The 17599-nt window shown below is 44.7% G+C and carries 19 protein-coding genes and 3 riboswitches; of the genes, 8 read left to right on the plus strand and 11 right to left on the minus strand.

From position 1 onward, the window contains the following. Positions 1-42: 42 nt before the first annotated feature. From mgtE to ykoG, 7 genes are all read right to left on the minus strand, one after another. Entirely contained in the window at positions 43-1398 is a 1356-nt protein-coding gene (gene mgtE / locus Q5C82_RS15465) for a magnesium transporter (RefSeq protein ID WP_003218543.1), read from the minus strand. A gap of 17 nt (positions 1399-1415) precedes the next feature. Continuing rightward, positions 1416-1538 carry a hypothetical protein gene (locus tag Q5C82_RS15470; protein WP_010330178.1) on the minus strand — a complete coding sequence of 41 codons (123 nt, stop codon included), beginning with the start codon at positions 1536-1538 and terminating at the stop codon, positions 1416-1418. A 91-nt stretch (positions 1539-1629) separates the two neighbouring features. Continuing rightward, a riboswitch (M-box (ykoK) riboswitch) is annotated at positions 1630-1797 on the minus strand. A 107-nt stretch (positions 1798-1904) separates the two neighbouring features. Continuing rightward, entirely contained in the window at positions 1905-2042 is a 138-nt protein-coding gene (locus tag Q5C82_RS15475; RefSeq protein WP_003218541.1) for a transcriptional regulator SplA domain-containing protein, read from the minus strand. Positions 2043-2125: 83 nt separating this feature from the next. Further along, complete coding sequence (locus Q5C82_RS15480) at positions 2126-2641, minus strand: PepSY domain-containing protein (protein WP_003218535.1); 516 nt, start codon at positions 2639-2641, stop codon at positions 2126-2128. A 91-nt stretch (positions 2642-2732) separates the two neighbouring features. Beyond that, entirely contained in the window at positions 2733-3407 is a 675-nt protein-coding gene (locus tag Q5C82_RS15485) for a PepSY domain-containing protein (protein WP_003218533.1), read from the minus strand. Then, positions 3404-4768 (minus strand): ATP-binding protein, encoded by a 1365-nt coding sequence (locus Q5C82_RS15490; RefSeq protein ID WP_003218531.1) that lies wholly within the window; start codon positions 4766-4768, stop codon positions 3404-3406. The genes Q5C82_RS15485 and Q5C82_RS15490 overlap by 4 nt, the downstream gene beginning before the upstream one ends. A 3-nt stretch (positions 4769-4771) precedes the next feature. Continuing rightward, the gene (gene ykoG / locus Q5C82_RS15495) at positions 4772-5458 is read right to left on the minus strand and encodes a two-component system response regulator YkoG (RefSeq protein ID WP_003218529.1); all 687 of its coding nucleotides are present in this window, start codon (positions 5456-5458) and stop codon (positions 4772-4774) included. Positions 5459-5560: 102 nt separating this feature from the next. Further along, a riboswitch (TPP riboswitch) is annotated at positions 5561-5673 on the plus strand. A gap of 96 nt (positions 5674-5769) precedes the next feature. Between ykoG and thiU the strand changes: the two genes are divergently transcribed. From thiU to thiX, 4 genes are read left to right on the plus strand one after another with little or no spacing between them, the layout of a single operon-like run. Then, positions 5770-6372: an HMP/thiamine ABC transporter substrate-binding protein ThiU gene (gene thiU / locus Q5C82_RS15500; protein ID WP_003218528.1), complete on the plus strand. Its 603-nt coding sequence runs from the start codon at positions 5770-5772 to the stop codon at positions 6370-6372. Position 6373: 1 nt separating this feature from the next. Continuing rightward, positions 6374-6973 (plus strand): ECF transporter S component, encoded by a 600-nt coding sequence (locus Q5C82_RS15505; RefSeq protein WP_003218525.1) that lies wholly within the window; start codon positions 6374-6376, stop codon positions 6971-6973. Continuing rightward, positions 6960-8600, plus strand: coding sequence for an ABC transporter ATP-binding protein (locus Q5C82_RS15510; protein ID WP_003218523.1), 1641 nt, complete (start codon positions 6960-6962; stop codon positions 8598-8600). Before Q5C82_RS15505 ends, Q5C82_RS15510 begins: the two co-directional genes overlap by 14 nt. Then, positions 8575-9339, plus strand: coding sequence for an HMP/thiamine ABC transporter permease ThiX (thiX, locus tag Q5C82_RS15515; protein ID WP_003218522.1), 765 nt, complete (start codon positions 8575-8577; stop codon positions 9337-9339). Before Q5C82_RS15510 ends, thiX begins: the two co-directional genes overlap by 26 nt. Positions 9340-9371: 32 nt before the next feature. Here thiX and rsbRB read toward each other — a convergent pair whose 3' ends face one another. Further along, positions 9372-10205 (minus strand): RsbT co-antagonist RsbRB, encoded by an 834-nt coding sequence (gene rsbRB, locus Q5C82_RS15520; RefSeq protein WP_003218520.1) that lies wholly within the window; start codon positions 10203-10205, stop codon positions 9372-9374. Between the two features lie 222 nt (positions 10206-10427). On the opposite strand from rsbRB, the gene isp reads away from it, so the two are divergent. Together isp and metE are read left to right on the plus strand one after the other, a co-directional pair. Continuing rightward, on the plus strand, positions 10428-11387 hold the full coding sequence (isp, locus tag Q5C82_RS15525) for a serine protease Isp (RefSeq protein ID WP_003218517.1): 960 nt from the start codon (positions 10428-10430) through the stop codon (positions 11385-11387). A gap of 131 nt (positions 11388-11518) precedes the next feature. Further along, positions 11519-11674, plus strand: a riboswitch (SAM riboswitch). A gap of 127 nt (positions 11675-11801) precedes the next feature. Then, a complete protein-coding gene (gene metE / locus Q5C82_RS15530; RefSeq protein ID WP_003218515.1) occupies positions 11802-14090 on the plus strand; it encodes a 5-methyltetrahydropteroyltriglutamate--homocysteine S-methyltransferase in 2289 nt (762 codons plus the stop codon). Between the two features lie 38 nt (positions 14091-14128). Here metE and Q5C82_RS15535 read toward each other — a convergent pair whose 3' ends face one another. Continuing rightward, complete coding sequence (locus Q5C82_RS15535; RefSeq protein WP_003218512.1) at positions 14129-14755, minus strand: histidine phosphatase family protein; 627 nt, start codon at positions 14753-14755, stop codon at positions 14129-14131. 134 nt (positions 14756-14889) lie between these two features. Here Q5C82_RS15535 and Q5C82_RS15540 point away from each other — a divergent pair, with 134 nt between their 5' ends. Beyond that, entirely contained in the window at positions 14890-15360 is a 471-nt protein-coding gene (locus tag Q5C82_RS15540; RefSeq protein ID WP_003218510.1) for a nucleoside deaminase, read from the plus strand. A 5-nt stretch (positions 15361-15365) separates the two neighbouring features. Here the strand turns inward: Q5C82_RS15540 and Q5C82_RS15545 are convergent, their stop codons facing one another. Next, positions 15366-16469: a glycosyltransferase family 2 protein gene (locus Q5C82_RS15545; RefSeq protein WP_013307967.1), complete on the minus strand. Its 1104-nt coding sequence runs from the start codon at positions 16467-16469 to the stop codon at positions 15366-15368. Between the two features lie 124 nt (positions 16470-16593). Next, a complete protein-coding gene (locus Q5C82_RS15550) occupies positions 16594-17004 on the minus strand; it encodes an organic hydroperoxide resistance protein (RefSeq protein ID WP_003218506.1) in 411 nt (136 codons plus the stop codon). 141 nt (positions 17005-17145) lie between these two features. Between Q5C82_RS15550 and ohrR the strand changes: the two genes are divergently transcribed. Then, positions 17146-17589 (plus strand): organic hydroperoxide resistance transcriptional regulator OhrR, encoded by a 444-nt coding sequence (gene ohrR, locus Q5C82_RS15555; RefSeq protein ID WP_003218505.1) that lies wholly within the window; start codon positions 17146-17148, stop codon positions 17587-17589. Positions 17590-17599: the final 10 nt, after the last annotated feature.

Genomic DNA, 17599 nt, shown 5'->3' on the forward strand with positions numbered 1-17599 from the left:
ATGATAAAAGTCCGACTCGCTATTGAGACGGACTTTTATCATTTATAATGAGTGTATGAATGCAGTGGCAATGCCAAAGTAAATTAATAAAGACAAAATATCGTTTAACGTTGTAATCAGCGGTCCTGAAGCGATCGCCGGGTCTACTTTCAGCTTATGCAAAATAATAGGGATAATCGTTCCTGACATCGTACCGATAATTAACGTGAAGAACAATGAAGAAGCGACAACAAATCCCAGCAGCGCGTTTCCTTGCCATAAGATGGAGACAATCGCAATCAGCACAGAACAAACCGCTCCGATATAAATACTTGTTCTGAACTCCCGGAAGATCAGGCGCACAATCGTTTTTTTGTTCATTTCTTCTTTAGACAAACCTCTGATGACAACCGCGAGGGATTGTGTTCCCGTATTTCCTGTCATCCCTGATACCATCGGCATGAAAAACGCCAGCGCGACAACCTGCTGCAGCGCATCTTCAAAATAACTGATAATGCTTCCAGAAATCAGTCCGATAAACAAGAGTAAAATCAACCATGGCAGGCGCCGATACGCCGCCACGTAAGCCTTTGTGTCAAAGGTGATGTCTTTACCTGAAGCGGCAAATTTTTCATAATCCTCATCAGCTTCCCGAATGACGACGTCGATAATATCATCGACCGTTACAATACCGACAAGCACGTTGTTTTCTTCCACAACCGGGATGGCCAAGAAATCGTAACGTTCAATCAGGCGGGCAACCTCCTCCTGATCCTGAAGAGCGTCTGCTGATATGACACGGGTAAACATTAAATCCTGCACCTTTTCTTCAGGTTCGCCCAGAATCAAATCGCGGTAGGAAAGTACGCCAACCAGCTGTTTGCTTTCATTGATGACGTATAAGTAGTTGATCGATTCAGCTATTTCAGCAAAGCTTTTCAGTTTGACGACCGCGTCTTTTACCGAATAATGCTGAGGAATCCATACATACCGGTTTGTCATCATGCGTCCCGCTGAGTCAGCCGGATAATTCATCAAAAGCTGTACAGCTTTTGACTCTGATGCTTCCATGCTGGACAAAAGCTGTTCCTTCAGTTCCTCGTCCATTTCTTCTAGCAATTGAGCGAGGTCATCGTTGTCCATTTTGTTCATCGCCAGTGTTGCTTTTGTTTTTCCAACTTTATTTAAGACGACAAGCTGATATTCGCGTTCCAGCTCCCCAATCATATCAGTAATATCATCCACAGTTAAATATGATAAATAGCGGGCGCGGTGTTTTTCTGGCATTTCCTTAAAAATAAATGCCATATCATAGGGCTGAAGCTCATCAATAACGCTTCTGAAATCCTTAATTTTCCCGTCTCGCAATAAAATAATAATGCGTAAAATGAGTTCGTCATAGGTCATGTTTTGAACCATCGGGACTCGTACCTCCTCTACGGAGACGTGCCGGCCTCGCCTGAAGGTGCGGCAGATCGTCTCCTCATCGTGTAATCAATTGTCTTGCTGTCATAGTATATGGGTACCTCTTCAGATTGACTCGAATGGGGAGAATCCATACTCCGCACCTCCTTTGATCAGTTTCGTTTTAAAGGCATAAAAAAAGCCTTCGGGAATTGAAGGAGAAAGAAGCACGGCAAAAAAGCGTGCGAGCGCCTTCAATCGTAGAGCTTTAGCACTGTATGGCATAGGATCTCATCATCCAGCTGCGTTAAAAATCACCTTATGTCGATGATTTCTGTTGACCCATTGGCGTCTTTGGACATTTTTGGGCAGCAGCGTATCTCCATACAGGAGCCTCACCTAACGAAGTTCCTAATTGAATTGACACACTGAGATTACAGAAAAAAACAAGCTGTGTCAACTCAAAAAAGTAATTAATGCGCTTTCATCACCATTACGGAACAAAACAAGGGCCTAAGCCCTTATTCTGTTGTTTGCGTCTCATCATCTTCAGAGAGCAAATGATATGTTTCATGAAGAAATAAAGCGTACTCTCCTTCCTTCGTCGGATGAGGGACATATTCAGCCTGATTGATGTATTGCTCCTCTTTCTTTTCCATGCGTTTTTCGCCTCCTTTTCTACTTAGATTGTCCAAAAGAAGGTTTCTTATCATGAAAAAACCCCGCTGCTGCGGGGTTTTGATTAGTCGTCTATCTCTTGCTTGATGATACGTCCATCCTTTGCGGAAATGTCAAATTCCGCCTCAGTTCCTTGTTTCGTTTGGATCTCAACTTCGTAGATGTAAGCGCCGTCGTCTTCATCAAGCTTGCTTTCTGTTACGGTTCCATTTGTTTGCTTTAAGGCAATTTCTTCAGCTTCTTTTTTTGTGATGATGACTTGTTCTGCTTTCTCCTTTAACGGGTCATTGAGCGCTTGTTTTGTATTGATATCTACATAAACGTCGTAGTCTTCACCGTCTTTTTCGATCTCCACTTCATAGACTTCTTTGCCGTTGTAAATGTCTCTGTCGATGTCGTCCACTGTGCCGTCAACAACCGTTTTGGCTATTGATTTCGCTTCCTGTTCAGTGAGTGCATCAGTCTTGGAAGAAACAGACTGTGTGTTTTCATTGTTTTCTTTTGCAAACGCATTGTAGCTGAATCCGCCAGCCGCTAAACACCCTGCTAAAAGACCAACCATCCATCTTTTCTTAAGCATACGTGATTCCTCCTTTGTTTTGTATGAGTTCAGTTTACACACTCAACATGAAAGGAAAACGAGAGAAAGATGAGAATTTGATGAGAACCCGTCAGTCCTCATACACAATGTTTGCAACCTTTCCGGTGTAGGCATTAATTTTCACAGTCGCTTCTTTATCATCCGGAAGATCAACATCCACTTCAAAGATGAGAGTGCCCTCACTTTTTTCGAGATCTGCGTCATCCGCTGTCCCGCCCGTTTCTCGCTCAGCAATGGTTTTGGCTTCTTTTTTCGTAATCGGTGTTTTTTGTTGATCTTCACCGCTGATTCGATCAGCAGACACGACTGCTTTTGCATTCATGTCTATCTTCACTTCGTATGTTTCTCCATCTTCTTTTTGAATGGTATATGTGGCAACACGATTCTGTTGTGTTTGTTTTTTGACGGTTCCCGGCACCCGCTCAAGCGCGAGATGCTCGGCTTCTTTTTCTGTCATGGCAGATGGATTCATCGCTTTTACTCTGTTCATCGAAAGAATGTTAGCTGATTTTGCGTCAGCTTTTATAAAATAAGTTCCCTTTGGATTTTCAAGGGTCATGTCATATGTTTTTTTATCCTTTGACTGTGTTACTTTCGTGACCTTTCCTTCATAAGAGGCTTCTACTTTTTTTACGACAGCCTCCTTTGACAGTACATCCTCATGGGTTTGCCGAATGATGAGAACTGCACAGATGATGACGGCTAAAACCGCTGCTCCCGCAGCAAATACTGCTTTTATGTTCATCGGCCTCCCCCATTCTGTTCTCTGAATTGCATGATAACATCTGTTCCTTCTCCAGGCTTGCTTTTTACAGACAGCTCAATGCCGTGTTCATCGGCGATTTGCTTGGCAATGGAAAGGCCTAAACCCGTTCCGCCTGTTTTTCTGTTTCGTGCCTCATCCGCCCGGTAGAACCGTTCGAACAGGTGCGGGATATGCTCCTCAGGTATTCCGATGCCTTTATCTCTAACAGACAGAAACGGCCGGCCATTCCTCGTTCCGGCCGACAACACAATGGCTTTTTCACTATACTTTATGGCATTATCGAGCAAAATGGTCAGCAGCTGCTTGATGCGTTCTTCATCAGCTGCAACAAACAGGCTCTCCTTATCAGTTTCAAGCAAAATATCACGCTGATAGACGGGCTGGAGCGTTTGCATGACGGCGCGCGATACTTCAACCAGATCGATTGTTTTGAGGTCAAGCTCAAGTCCTTTATGGCTTTTGGCCAACGCCAGAAGCTGATTGGTCAGTTTTTTCATATGCACCGCTTCTGAATGAATGGCTTCTATCGATTCCTCAAGCACTTCCGGTTTTTTTGCCCCCCACCGTTTCATCAGGCTGCTGTAGCTTTCTATAATTGTGAGCGGGGTTTTCAATTCGTGTGAAGCATCTTGAACGAATTGCTGCTGTTTATCATAATGCTCTTTCAGCATCATCGCCATCTCATTAAATGTCAGCCCCATTTGATATAACTCGTCGTACGACTGACCTTCCAAAGAAATTGTTTTAAATGCTTTCTCCCGCTGTATGTCTTTCATCGTCATCATTAATCGTCTGATCGGATTGATGATACGGCGGGCAAGCAAGCTGCCGGCAAAAAAAGAAGCGATACAGACAGCAGCACTTGCAGCGATTAAAATGATTTTTAGCAGAAACAGACTCTCCTCTGTGTTCTCCAGCCTTTCAACCAGCTGAAGAGATACCACTTGCCCATCGGTCCAAATAACGGGAACAGCAGCCTCAGCAAACAGTTTGCCGTCATGTTTCCTTACATCTACCGTTTCCCCGCTGTGATAAGAGATTGGAAAATGTTTATACGCTTTTTCTTTTGTCATGGTCATGACGGCTTTTTGATCACCATTCACTACACGAACCATGCCGTTTGCCGGAAGATAAGCCTGCAGCATGTCCTGCAAAGCGACTCCTTCTGTTTCAGCAGCATGTAGCGCTTCGGCAATGTTATCCGTCTCATCCGCAAGCCTACCTGCATCCTTTGAGGTCAGCGCGGACGAAAAAATGAGATAGACTGCGGTATGGACCAAAATTAATAAAACCAGCAGCGATATTGATGTGTACAGATGAATCTTGGTCTTCAGCTTCATCGTTTACCCCTTAATGGCATAGCCGACCCCTCGAACAGTATGGATCAGCTGTTTTTCGTAAGGATAGTCCAGTTTTTTTCTGATGTATCTGATGTAAACGTCCACCACATTTGTATCACCGATATAATCAAATCCCCATACAGAGTTTAGAATCTGTTCCCGTGTCAGCACTTGCTGCGGATGTTTCAGCATATAGACGAGCAAATCAAATTCCCGGGGCGTTAATTCCACCTCTTTGTCTCCGCGCCTCACTTCACGGGTTTTTTCGTTCACCCGCAAGTCGTCATATGTAAGAAAGGTGTCGATATCTTCTGTTTTTGTTCCATTTTGGCGCAGCGCCACCCTGATTCTCGCAAGCAATTCCTCAATTTCAAACGGCTTGGTGACGTAGTCATTCGCACCGATGTCCAGCCCTGTTACCTTATCAGGGATACTGTCGCGTGCCGTTAATAAAATGACCGGTGTCTGCTGATCCGTTTTTCTCAAGCGGCGCAGCACTTCCAGGCCGCTAAGTCCCGGAAGCATGACGTCTAGAAGCACTAAGGAATACCTGCCTTCCGCGGCCGCATTCAGTCCTTCAGTGCCATTGTATTTAATGGTGACATTATATCCTTCATATTCCAATTCAAGCTGGAGCACCCTGGCGATTTTTTCCTCATCTTCCACGATTAATATGTGCCCTTTTTCCAAATTTGATCATCCTCTCCTGTCCCTATATGAAAAAAAATGATTTCATTGTTTACAAAATGATTCTTATCATCTATTATGATGTCAAAATAAAAAATTGTATACGGAAAGCACTAGGGGTGCTGTTTTTGGCTGAGATAAAGCGCGCAAACACGCGCTTTGATCCCTTATGACCCGATCTGGATAATACCAGCGTGGGGAAGTGCAGGTTGACCGAATGGTGTATTTTTTTGTGCGCTTAATCGATCTATGACTGCATATTCCCTTAGGATATGCAGTTTTTTATTTTACCAAAAAAACAGGAGGTCGGAGAAATGGATCATATTTGCGGGACAAGCAGAATCGCCGGTTTTCGGTTCTCTTTATACCCGATGACGGATGATTTTATCAGTGTGATCAAGTCAGCGCTGAAAAAAACCGACACATCTAAGGTTTGGACGAAAACAGATCATATCAGCACAGTCTTGCGCGGATCGATTGATCATGTATTCGACGCTGCCAAAGCCATTTACCTTTATGCGGCGAACAGCGAAAAACACATCGTCATGAACGGGACGTTTTCCATCGGATGCCCGGGCGATACACAGGGAGATACATATCTTTCTGTAAACGATAAGCGTGTCAATGAAGATGCTGTCCGAAGCCTGTTCGCGGAAGCGCCGTGCCAATTTGCGCTTTATCCGATGAATGAGCCGGATTATATGGGCTTGATCATGGAAGCTCTCGATATTGCGAAAGCAGAAGGCACCTTCGTACAAGGTGTCCATTATGCGAGTGAGCTTGACGGGGATGCGCATGACGTGTTCAGAACACTGGAGGCCGTTTTCCGCATGGCTGAACAGCAAACAAACCACGTAACCATGACTGTGAATCTCTCGGCTAACAGTCCATCAAGAAAAAACAGAAAGCAGGGATAAAATGAAAAGCTGGAAAGTAAAAGAAATTGTCATCATGTCCGTTATCAGTATCGTTTTTGCCGTTGTTTATTTATTATTCACGCATTTCGGAAACGTACTTGCAGGTATGTTCGGGCCAATCGCCTATGAACCGATTTACGGCATTTGGTTTATCGTTTCCGTCATCGCTGCGTACATTATTCGAAAACCGGGCGCAGCGCTTGTTTCTGAAATCATTGCCGCTCTCGTTGAGTGCCTGCTGGGAAATCCGTCTGGCCCGATGGTCATCGTCATCGGTATTGTTCAAGGTCTCGGGGCTGAGGCTGTATTTCTCGCGACGCGCTGGAAAGTATACTCTCTGCCTGTCCTTCTGCTGGCAGGAATGGGATCTTCAGTAGCCAGCTTTTTCTACGATCTCTTTGTTTCTGGCTATGCAGCCTATTCACCAGGTTATCTTCTTATTATGCTTGTGATCCGTCTGATTTCCGGCGCGTTGCTTGCGGGGCTGCTCGGAAAAGCAATCAGTGACTCTCTTGCTTATACGGGTGTGTTAAACGGAATGGCACTCGGAAAGGAACTGAAAAAGAAACGGAAGCGGGCATCAGAACATGCAAGCCTTTGATGAGCTCCTGACGGTTGACCAGCTCAGCTTCTCTTATGAAGAAGACGAGAAACCGGTGTTTCAAAACATTTCGTTTTCGCTGCAAAAAGGGGAATGCGCTTTATTGCTGGGGCCGAGCGGGTGCGGAAAAAGCTCGCTCGCCCTTTGTTTAAACGGTCTTTACCCGGAGGCTTGCGACGGCATACAGTCCGGACATGTATTTTTATTTCAAAAACCGGTCACAGACGCTGAAACCTCCGAAACGATTGCTCAGCATTGCGGGGTCGTCTTTCAGGACCCGGATCAGCAGTTTTGCATGCTGACGGTTGAGGACGAAATCGCTTTTGGGCTGGAAAATCTGCAGGTTCCGAGAGAAGAGATGACAGAGAAGATTGATGCCGTATTAGAAAAATTACGTATTACCCATTTAAAAGAAAAAACAATATCTGCACTGTCAGGAGGACAAAAGCAGAAAGTGGCTCTCGCCTGTATTTTGGCGATGGAGCCTGAGCTTATTATGTTAGATGAGCCAACTTCTTTATTAGATCCTTATTCAGCTCGGGAGTTCGTTCACATGATGAAAGATCTTCAGCAAGAAAAAGGCTTCAGCCTCCTCGTCATTGAGCACCAGCTTGATGAATGGACGCCTTGGATTGAGAGAACAATCGTGCTGGACAAAGCAGGCAAAAAAGCGCTCGATGGCCGGACGGAAGATCTATTTCAGCACGAAGCGGAAACTCTAAAGCAAATGGGCATCGCGATTCCAAAAGTGTGTGACCTGCAGGAAAAACGCAGTATGCCGTTTACTTTATCAAAAGAAACGCTTTTCAAAGAACCCTTTACCGGGCATGCCGAAAAGGATGAAGCTCCTTCCGGGAAGAGTGTGCTGGAAGTCAACAGCCTTTCGTTCACGAGAGGACAGCAGACGATTTTCAAAGACATCAGCTTTTCCTTGCGCGAAGGCTCTTTGACGGCGCTTGTCGGCCCGAACGGCACCGGAAAATCAACACTCTTATCCGTCCTCGCCCGTCTGATGAAGCCGAAAAGCGGAAAGATTCTTCTATATGATAAGCCGCTGCAATCGTATAAAGAAACTGAACTGCGAAAACGAATGGGATTTGTTTTTCAAAACCCGGAGCATCAGTTCGTCGCCGGCACAGTATATGACGAGCTGCTGTTCGGCCAGAAAGTAAATGCTGAAACTGAGAAAAAAGCGCAGCACCTGCTGCATCGTTTCGGTCTTGCACATTTGGCTGATCATCATCCGTTTGCAATCAGCCAAGGGCAAAAACGGCGCCTGAGCGTCGCTACCATGCTCATGCATGACGTAAAGGTTTTATTATTAGACGAACCAACCTTTGGCCAGGACGCCCGTACGGCGGCTGAATGCATGGACATGATTCAGCGGATTAAGCAAGAAGGAACCGCTGTCCTCATGATTACACACGATATGGAGCTAGTGTCTTCGTATGCCGACAGCGTGCTAGTGCTTCACGATACAGGCCTGGTTTTTGACGGATCTCCAGCGCAGTTATTTTCTCAGGAAACCGGACTTGTCCAAAAAGCAAAGCTCACCCTTCCTCTTCTATATGAATGGATGGCATATCAAGAGGAGGTGCGTGATGAAGCAGCGGTTACATCTCATTAATCCGACAGTGAAAGCAGCAGCCGTTTTTTGCTGTGTTGTCATGCTGTCGTTTATTTACAATCCTTACACTCCTGCGTGTTTTTATATCATCATCGTTGCGGGTATCCTATTGGCGGCCAAAATTTCATTGAAAAAATGGTTTTTGTTTACGATTCCGTTTTTGATTTTGGCATTCGGATGCGTATGGACAGCCGCTGTTTTTGGGAAGGTTCCGACAACACCGGATAATTTCTTGTTTCAAGCCGGCCCTATCTCGATCAACAGCGATAATGTATCTGTCGGCATCTCTCTCGGATTTCGTATTTTGTGCTTTTCCGCCTTATCAATGATGTTTGTTTTTACAACCGATCCGATTTTATTTATGCTGAGCCTTGTCCAGCAGTGCAAACTCTCACCAAAGCTCGCATATGGCGTTATTGCAGGCTTTCGTTTTCTTCCGCTTTTAAAGGATGAGGTCCAGCTGATCCAGCAGGCTCACAAGATCAGAGGAGGAGCGGCGGAGAGCGGCTTCATTGAGAAAATCAGCGCGTTAAAGCGGTATACCATCCCCCTTTTGGCCAGCGCCATTAGAAAAGCGGAACGGACAGCGCTGGCGATGGAATCGAAAGGTTTTACAGGAAGCAGAAAACGGACATATTACCGGACACTGACCGTCAACCGGCGCGATTGGCTGTTCTTTTGCCTCGTTCTCTTATTATTCGCAGGGTCTTTTCTCGTATCTTTCTGTTTTTCCTCATAAAAAATCCGCTATCGGCGATAGCGGATTTTTTCTTATTGATGATAGTTTAATGCCTGGGCGAGATTGGTTTTAATCGTAATATTCGAAAAATCAATTCCCAGCTGTACAGCGGTTTGCGCAATTTCAGGCCTGATTCCTGACAGGGTTGACCTGACACCGATCAAATTGAGGGCCTCGATCAATTTAAAGATTTGGTGTGCTACCATCGTATCAACCACCACAACACCTGACAGATCGATTAACAGATGCTCCACGCGTCTTTTTGCACAAGCCTGAAGCGTGTTTTCCAGAATAAACTTTGCCCGTTCGGTATCAATGTCACCGACAAGCGGAAGCAGAGCTGTTGATTTGCTCAGTGTAATGACAGGCGAGCTTAATTCTAGTATCATTTCTCTTTGGGCGTTTAATTGCTGTTTGGCATTCATTTCAGCGTGATCGACGAATGTATAAATGGTAAAATCAAATACTTTTACAATCAAATCTGCCCATTTTTGTTTCTCTCCCGATTCAAACGCCGACTCGTTTTCTTCTGCGAACTTCTCAAAATACTTCGTATATAATCTCCGGTTTCTCATAAACTCCCGAATGACATACTGAACCGGAGTGTCAAGATGCTTTTGATCGTTCGTCAGCTCAATGACCCACTCTTGAAATTCTTCGAGAAATTGTTTTTCCGGTAAAACATACATGTAATTCAGATGCCGGTAAAATTCTCTGTCCTGCTCTTTCAATTCTTCCGTTACAGATGCATTATGTAAGGCGTAAAGCGAATTCGGATCACTTTCCTCCATCGTTTCAATCCATTCCTCGGCCATTTGGTCCACATGCTCTGAAAAAAACGCATATAATTTTTCATTCAGTTTCATCACACTGCTCCTTTCCCCAACACTATTATAACTTGACTAACAGCTGAATCCCAGTCATACATGCTGAAGCCATCCAATATTTTGAAAATTACTAATTCTTTGGGTTGTATCCCATTTTTTCAAAATGCTTCAAATGGCTCTGTCCGAACGGTTGTTTTTTTCATATAATATGAGGCAACACCCTTGAATCCACTTGAAAGCATAAAAAAGGAGGGCTTTTTTATGAATGGTGAAATCCGCTTGATCCCGTATGTGACGAATGAGCAGATCATGGATGTAAACGAGCTTCCTGAGGGCATTAAAGTGATTAAGGCGCCAGAAGTGTGGGCAAAAGGGGTAAAAGGCAAAAATGTAAAAATTGCTGTATTGGATACGGGGTGCGACACAAGCCATCCTGATTTAAAGAACCAAATCATCGGCGGAAAGAACTTTACGGATGATGACGGCGGCAAGGAAGATGCGATCTCCGACTACAACGGACATGGCACACACGTCGCTGGAACAATTGCAGCTAATGATTCAAACGGCGGCATTACCGGGGTCGCGCCTGAGGCAAGCCTATTGATTGTGAAGGTTCTTGGCGGTGAAAACGGCAGCGGACAATACGAATGGATTATTAACGGCATTAACTACGCGGTGGAACAGAAAGTCGATATCATCTCAATGTCCCTTGGCGGACCAAGCGATGTGCCAGAGCTGGCAGAAGCAGTGAAAAACGCCGTCAAAAACGGAGTGCTTGTCGTGTGCGCAGCGGGAAATGAAGGTGACGGGGACGAACGAACAGAAGAGCTTTCCTACCCTGCGGCTTATAATGAAGTCATTGCGGTTGGATCTGTTTCCGTAGCGCGAGAATTATCAGAATTTTCTAACGCTAATAAAGAGATTGACCTTGTGGCTCCGGGAGAAGATATCTTATCCACTCTCCCTAACAAGAAGTACGGTAAGCTTACCGGCACTTCAATGGCAGCTCCTCATGTCAGCGGAGCGCTTGCTTTAATCAAAAGCTATGAAGAAGAATCATTTCAAAGAAAGCTTTCTGAATCTGAGGTTTATGCACAGCTGATCCGCAGGACACTTCCGCTTAATATTGCTAAAACGCTGGCAGGCAATGGATTCCTGTATTTAACCGCTCCTGATGAGCTGGCAGAAAGAGCAGAGCAATCACATTTGCTGACCATATAAAATTATTTTTCTTATATAACATAAACCAAATATTGTCAATCAAATTTCAAATTCTATGTTGACAACGAATTTGAATTACTGTTAAGATTACCAACAAATGATTCAACTTTTCAAAAAATTAATAACATTTTCTCTTATCGAGAGTTGGGCGAGGGATTGGCCTTTTGACCCCAACAGCAACCGACCGTAATTCCATTGTGAAATGGGGCGCACTGCTTTTCGCGCCGAGACTGATGTCTCATAAGGCACGGTGCTAATTCCATCAGATTGTGTCTGAGAGATGAGAGAGGCAGTGTTTTACGCAGAAAAGCCTCTTTCTCTCATGGGAAAGAGGCTTTTTATTGTGGGAAAACCTCTTAGCAGCCTGTATCCGCGGGTTAACGAGAGTGTTTTACATATAAAGGAGGAGAAACAATGACAACCATCAAAACATCGAATTTAGGATTTCCGAGAATTGGACTGAACAGAGAATGGAAAAAAGCACTTGAAGCGTATTGGAAAGGCAGCACTGATAAAGATACGTTTTTAAAGCAAATCGACGGACTATTTTTATCCGCAGTAAAAACACAAATTGACCAGCAGATTGATGTTGTGCCTGTTTCTGATTTCACACAGTATGACCATGTACTCGACACAGCAGTCAGCTTCAACTGGATTCCGAAACGATTCAGACATTTGACTGATGCTACCGATACATACTTCGCTATCGCCCGCGGAATAAAAGACGCTGTATCCAGTGAAATGACAAAATGGTTTAATACAAATTACCATTACATCGTTCCGGAATATGACGAGAGCATTGAATTCCGCCTGACAAGAAACAAACAGCTCACAGATTACCGCCGGATCAAACAGGAATACGGCGTTGAAACAAAACCTGTGATTGTCGGCCCTTATACGTTCGTCACGCTTGCTAAAGGCTATGAACCGTCTGAAGCAAAAGCGATCCAAAAACGCCTTGTGCCGCTATATGTACAGCTTTTGAAAGAGCTTGAAGAAGAAGGCGTAAAATGGGTTCAAATCGATGAGCCGGCGCTTGTTACAGCTTCTGCCGAAGATGTCCGAGGCGCAAAAGAATTATTTGAAAGCATGACAAACGAGCTTTCATCCTTGAATGTGCTTTTGCAGACGTATTTTGATTCTGTTGATGCTTATGAAGAGCTGATCTCTTACCCGGTACAGGGAATTGGCCTTGATTTCGTTCACGATAAAGGCAGAAACCTGGAACAGCTGAAAACACACGGATTCCCAACAGATAAAGTGCTGGCAGCCGGCGTCATCGACGGACGCAATATTTGGAAAGCAGATCTTGAAGAACGTCTCGATGCCGTTCTTGATATTCTCAGCATTGCAAAAGTCGATGAACTGTGGATTCAGCCTTCCAGCAGCCTGCTGCATGTCCCGGTAGCGAAGCACCCTGATGAGCATTTGGAGAAGGATCTGCTAAACGGATTATCCTACGCAAAGGAAAAACTAGCCGAGCTGACAGCTTTGAAAGAAGGTTTAGTATCAGGAAAAGCGGCGATCAGCGAACAGATTCAGCAGGCGAAAGCTGATATTCAGGCGCTCAAACAGTTTGCAACTAGCGCGAATTCTGAACAAAAGAAAGAGCTTGAGCAATTAAGCGATAAAGACTTCAAACGCCCGATTCCTTTTGAGGAACGTTTAGCCCTGCAAAATGAATCTCTCGGCCTTCCGCTTTTGCCGACGACTACGATCGGAAGCTTCCCGCAGTCTGCTGAAGTGCGGAGCGCACGCCAAAAATGGCGGAAAAATGAGTGGTCTGATGAACAGTACCAAGACTTTATCAATACAGAAACAAAACGATGGATTGATATTCAGGAAGAATTGGAGCTTGATGTGCTTGTGCACGGTGAATTTGAACGGACAGACATGGTCGAATACTTCGGTGAAAAGCTGGCCGGCTTTGCCTTCACAAAATACGCTTGGGTTCAATCATACGGCTCACGCTGTGTCCGCCCGCCAGTCATTTACGGAGATGTTGAATTTATTGAACCGATGACAGTGAAAGACACGGTATATGCACAGTCCCTGACATCCAAGCATGTGAAAGGAATGCTGACCGGTCCTGTTACAATCTTAAACTGGTCCTTCCCTCGAAACGACATTTCGAGAAAAGAAATCGCCTTCCAAATCGGGCTTGCCCTTCGTAAAGAAGTAAAAGCGCTTGAAGACGCAGGCATTCAAATTATTCAAGTAGATGAACCGGCGTTGCGCGAAGGCCTTCCATTAAAAACCGAAGATTGGAATGAGTATTTGACTTGGGCGGCAGAAGCATTCAGATTAACCACTTCTTCCGTGAAAAACGAGACGCAAATTCATACACATATGTGCTACAGCAACTTCGAAGACATCGTCGATACGATCAATGATCTTGATGCCGATGTGATTACAATCGAACACAGCAGAAGCCACGGAGGATTTTTAGATTATTTAAAAGACCATCCGTATTTGAAAGGGCTCGGCCTTGGTGTATATGACATTCACAGCCCTCGTGTGCCGTCAACTGAAGAAATGTACAACATTATCGTTGATGCACTTGCCGTCTGCCCGACTGACCGCTTCTGGGTAAACCCAGACTGCGGATTGAAAACAAGACAGCAGGAAGAAACGGTTGCCGCATTGAAAAACATGGTTGAAGCCGCAAAACAGGCAAGAGCTCAGCAGACACAGCTTGTATAAAATAGAAACCATCTGTCTTTGGCAGATGGTTTTTTCTATTAGAAAGCGGAAATCGGTTTCCGATGCTTCCCGTCCCCTTCTATTAATATTTTGGCTGTTCCATTTTCATCAAATTCCACAAGGCTCATTGAGGTATCATGTATGTAAGCAGAATTCCATATGTCATGAACGCGTCTTCCCTTTATGATATTTAACAGCATTAATATAAAGACAGAATGGGTAACCAAGAGAACATTACCGGAAGAATGGCTGTCTAAAATCGTTTGGAGAGCCAGCCTTACCCGGTTTTCAAAGTCAAAAAACGTTTCACATCCCTGCTGGCGATAAGCTTCGGGATAATGAAAATAAGCATGAAAAAGATCTGGTTCGTCCCTTTCAATATCCTCTTGTTTTTTCCCTTCCCATGAGCCCAGTGACATTTCTCTGAATATATGATCTATCACCAGCGGGGGCCTGCGCGATCCCAGTATGGTTTTTGCTGTCTCTTCTGTCCGCTTGCTCGGGCTGATGTATACCTGATTCAATTCAATATCCTTCAGACGCTCCCCAAGAGCGCGGGCGTTGTACAGTCCAAGTTCTGTTAAATCAGAATCCAGCCAGCCCTGCATCCGTTTTTCTACGTTCCATTGGGTCTGTCCGTGTCTGGCAATATATAAATGCAGCATGATTACCCCTCCTCTATTCTCCTCTTATCTTAGCAAATCACCCAAATACTTTGTTTATTTTGCACTTTTTCGAGAATGTTCTTTGCCCCTTTTTCGGCTATACTTATAACACTCAATTGACAGGAGGGTTTGGGATGAATCATGAAACATTTTTAAAACGGGCTGTCGATCTTGCTCGTGATGGAGTGAATGCAGGAGTTGGCGGGCCTTTCGGAGCCCTTATTGTGAAAGACGGATCCATTATTGCCGAGGGGCAGAACAATGTCACAACAAGCAATGATCCGACCGCCCATGCGGAAGTGACAGCTATTCGGAACGCCTGCAAAGCACTTGGAACATTCCAGCTTGATGACTGCATTTTGTATACGAGTTGTGAGCCATGCCCCATGTGCTTGGGCGCCATCTACTGGGCCCGGCCCAAAGCCGTTTACTATGCAGCGGAGCACACAGACGCTGCTGAAGCCGGTTTTGATGATTCATTCATTTATGAAGAAATTGATAAACCTGCTGAAGAAAGAACGATCCCCTTTTATCAAGTGACACTGACGGAGCATTTATCCCCGTTTCAGGCATGGCGGGATTTTGCCAATAAGAAAGAATATTAAAAGGATCAGGCATGTGCGGCCTGATCCTTTGTTAATTCGCTGAGAAGCCGCTGTGCCCGGACGCACTTCGGGTTGGCATTCAGCGCTTTTTGCAAATACAAAACAGCAGTCATATGCTGACGCAATTCAGCATGGCAGACACCGAGCCAGCAGCTTGATCTAAAATCGGCTGCCCCCTTCACCTGTACGTACTGATGGTTTTCATTATTGGTTTGCAGGCAAGCTTCAAACGCTGCAATCGCTTCTCTGACTTTTTTAAGCTGATACATGACGATCCCTTTATAATAGTGAAGCGTGCAATAATCCGGATAATGTCGCAGCGCTTCATGGATATCGCGTTCCGCTTCTTCGTACCGTTCTGCGTCAATTAATAATTTAAACTTTAAATAATAGACAGCAGGCGGCGGAAATTGCATATTTCTTTTACATTCATTGATGCAATCCACTGCCAGTAGGAGGGCTTTATCATGTTCGTTTCCTCTGTCATACTCAGCTGCTTTCTGATAAAGGAGAGACGGGTCAGTGCTGGATGTCAGCAATTCCGTATTCAGCAAGCTTATGTTGTGTTTATGCTTTTGCTGTGCCTCCTGCTCTAAATACCCGTAATGGTGAATGATACATGGAAGCGAGAAAGTACTGCTTTCCCCTTCTCCCTCAGGCCTTTCGCAAACCCTTCCCGTAAACGTTATGTTTTGCTGATTGCGGATCAGCCTGATCTGCCTTTGTTCAAACGCTTCGTGTTCATCCCATTCCTTCCCTGTATAGTTCACAACCTTCACGCAACCGAGAGATGGCAGGCTGTCAGCCAGCATCGAAGGCAATAGGCTGCCTGTGTCCGGATCTAATTCTTCGTCGGCATCCAGGATCAATATCCACTCACCCTCGGCATGCTGCAGACTGGCATTTCTCGCCTGTGAAAAATCCTGTTTCCATCTATGATGATAAACCCGGGCATGAAAGCTTGCGCAAATGTCTTCCGTACGATCGTTTGACCCGGTATCAATCACAATGATTTCATCGGCAATAGGCTGCACACTCTCTAAACAGCGTGCAATATGGCGTTCTTCATTTTTCACAATCATACATACTGACAGCTTTGGTCTCTTCATGTACTCACCTTTTCTCTAGTCTGAATTCACCTCTATTACATGTATTCACACTTCGAAAAGATCATGCCCGCCCCGCATGCTTCCCCACAAAAAAACATCCTGAGAACCCTCAGGATGCCGGTCATTATTTTAATTCTAATTTCACATCAATATTTCCTCTGGTTGCCTTTGAATAAGGACAGAAATCATGAGCAGCATTGACAAGCTCTTGCGCCTTGTCGCGATCCAAATTTTTCGTGTTCACAACAAGTGTGACGCCGATTTTAAACCCGTCGTCGCTCTCATCCTTCATGAGGCTGACCTGTCCTTCAACTTCGGAATCAATCTCGATATTTTGTTCTTTGGCCACGTGTTCAAGCGCGCCGCCGAAGCAAGCAGCGTATCCTGCCGCAAAGAGCTGTTCCGGATTTGTGCCGGTTTGTCCTTCTTTTTTGGCATTTGGCATTACAATATCAAAATCAAGAACACCGTCATCTGATGTAATATGTCCTGCCCGTCCGCCGCGCGCGGTTACTTTTGCTGTAAATAGTGCCATATTTTCCAACCTCCTTATTTGTATCTAGTTGTTATATTTCCCTTTCTGATCTTTTTAAACATGCTATGTTTGCCGAGAATAGGAAAAGTGATGTTTTTCAGATACAATAGAATGGAATGTCAGAAAGAGTTGGTGAACAAGATGGAAAATGAATTTGACCATATGAAATTGGAAAATCAGCTATGTTTTTTGCTTTATGCGAGTTCACGGGAAATGACAAAGCAATACAAGCCGCTGCTTGAAAAACTAAATGTGACGTACCCTCAATATTTGGTTTTGCTTTTGTTATGGGAGCACGAAACGCTAACTGTCAAAAAAATGGGCGAGCTGCTGTATTTAGATTCAGGAACGCTCACTCCGATGCTAAAGCGAATGGAACAGCAGGGTTTGATTACGAGAAAAAGATCTGAAGAGGATGAGCGGTCCGTGTTGATCAGCCTGACAGAGGACGGGGAGTTACTAAAAGAAAAAGCGGCTGACATACCAGGAACGATCCTGGGGCTTTCAAATCAGTCCGGAGAGGACCTGAAACAGTTAAAATCCGCTCTATATACATTGCTGGAAACACTTCATCAAAAAAATTGAGGATACCTTA

It is taken from the genome of uncultured Bacillus sp. (assembly GCF_958411575.1).
Lineage (GTDB): Bacteria > Bacillota > Bacilli > Bacillales > Bacillaceae > Bacillus > Bacillus spizizenii.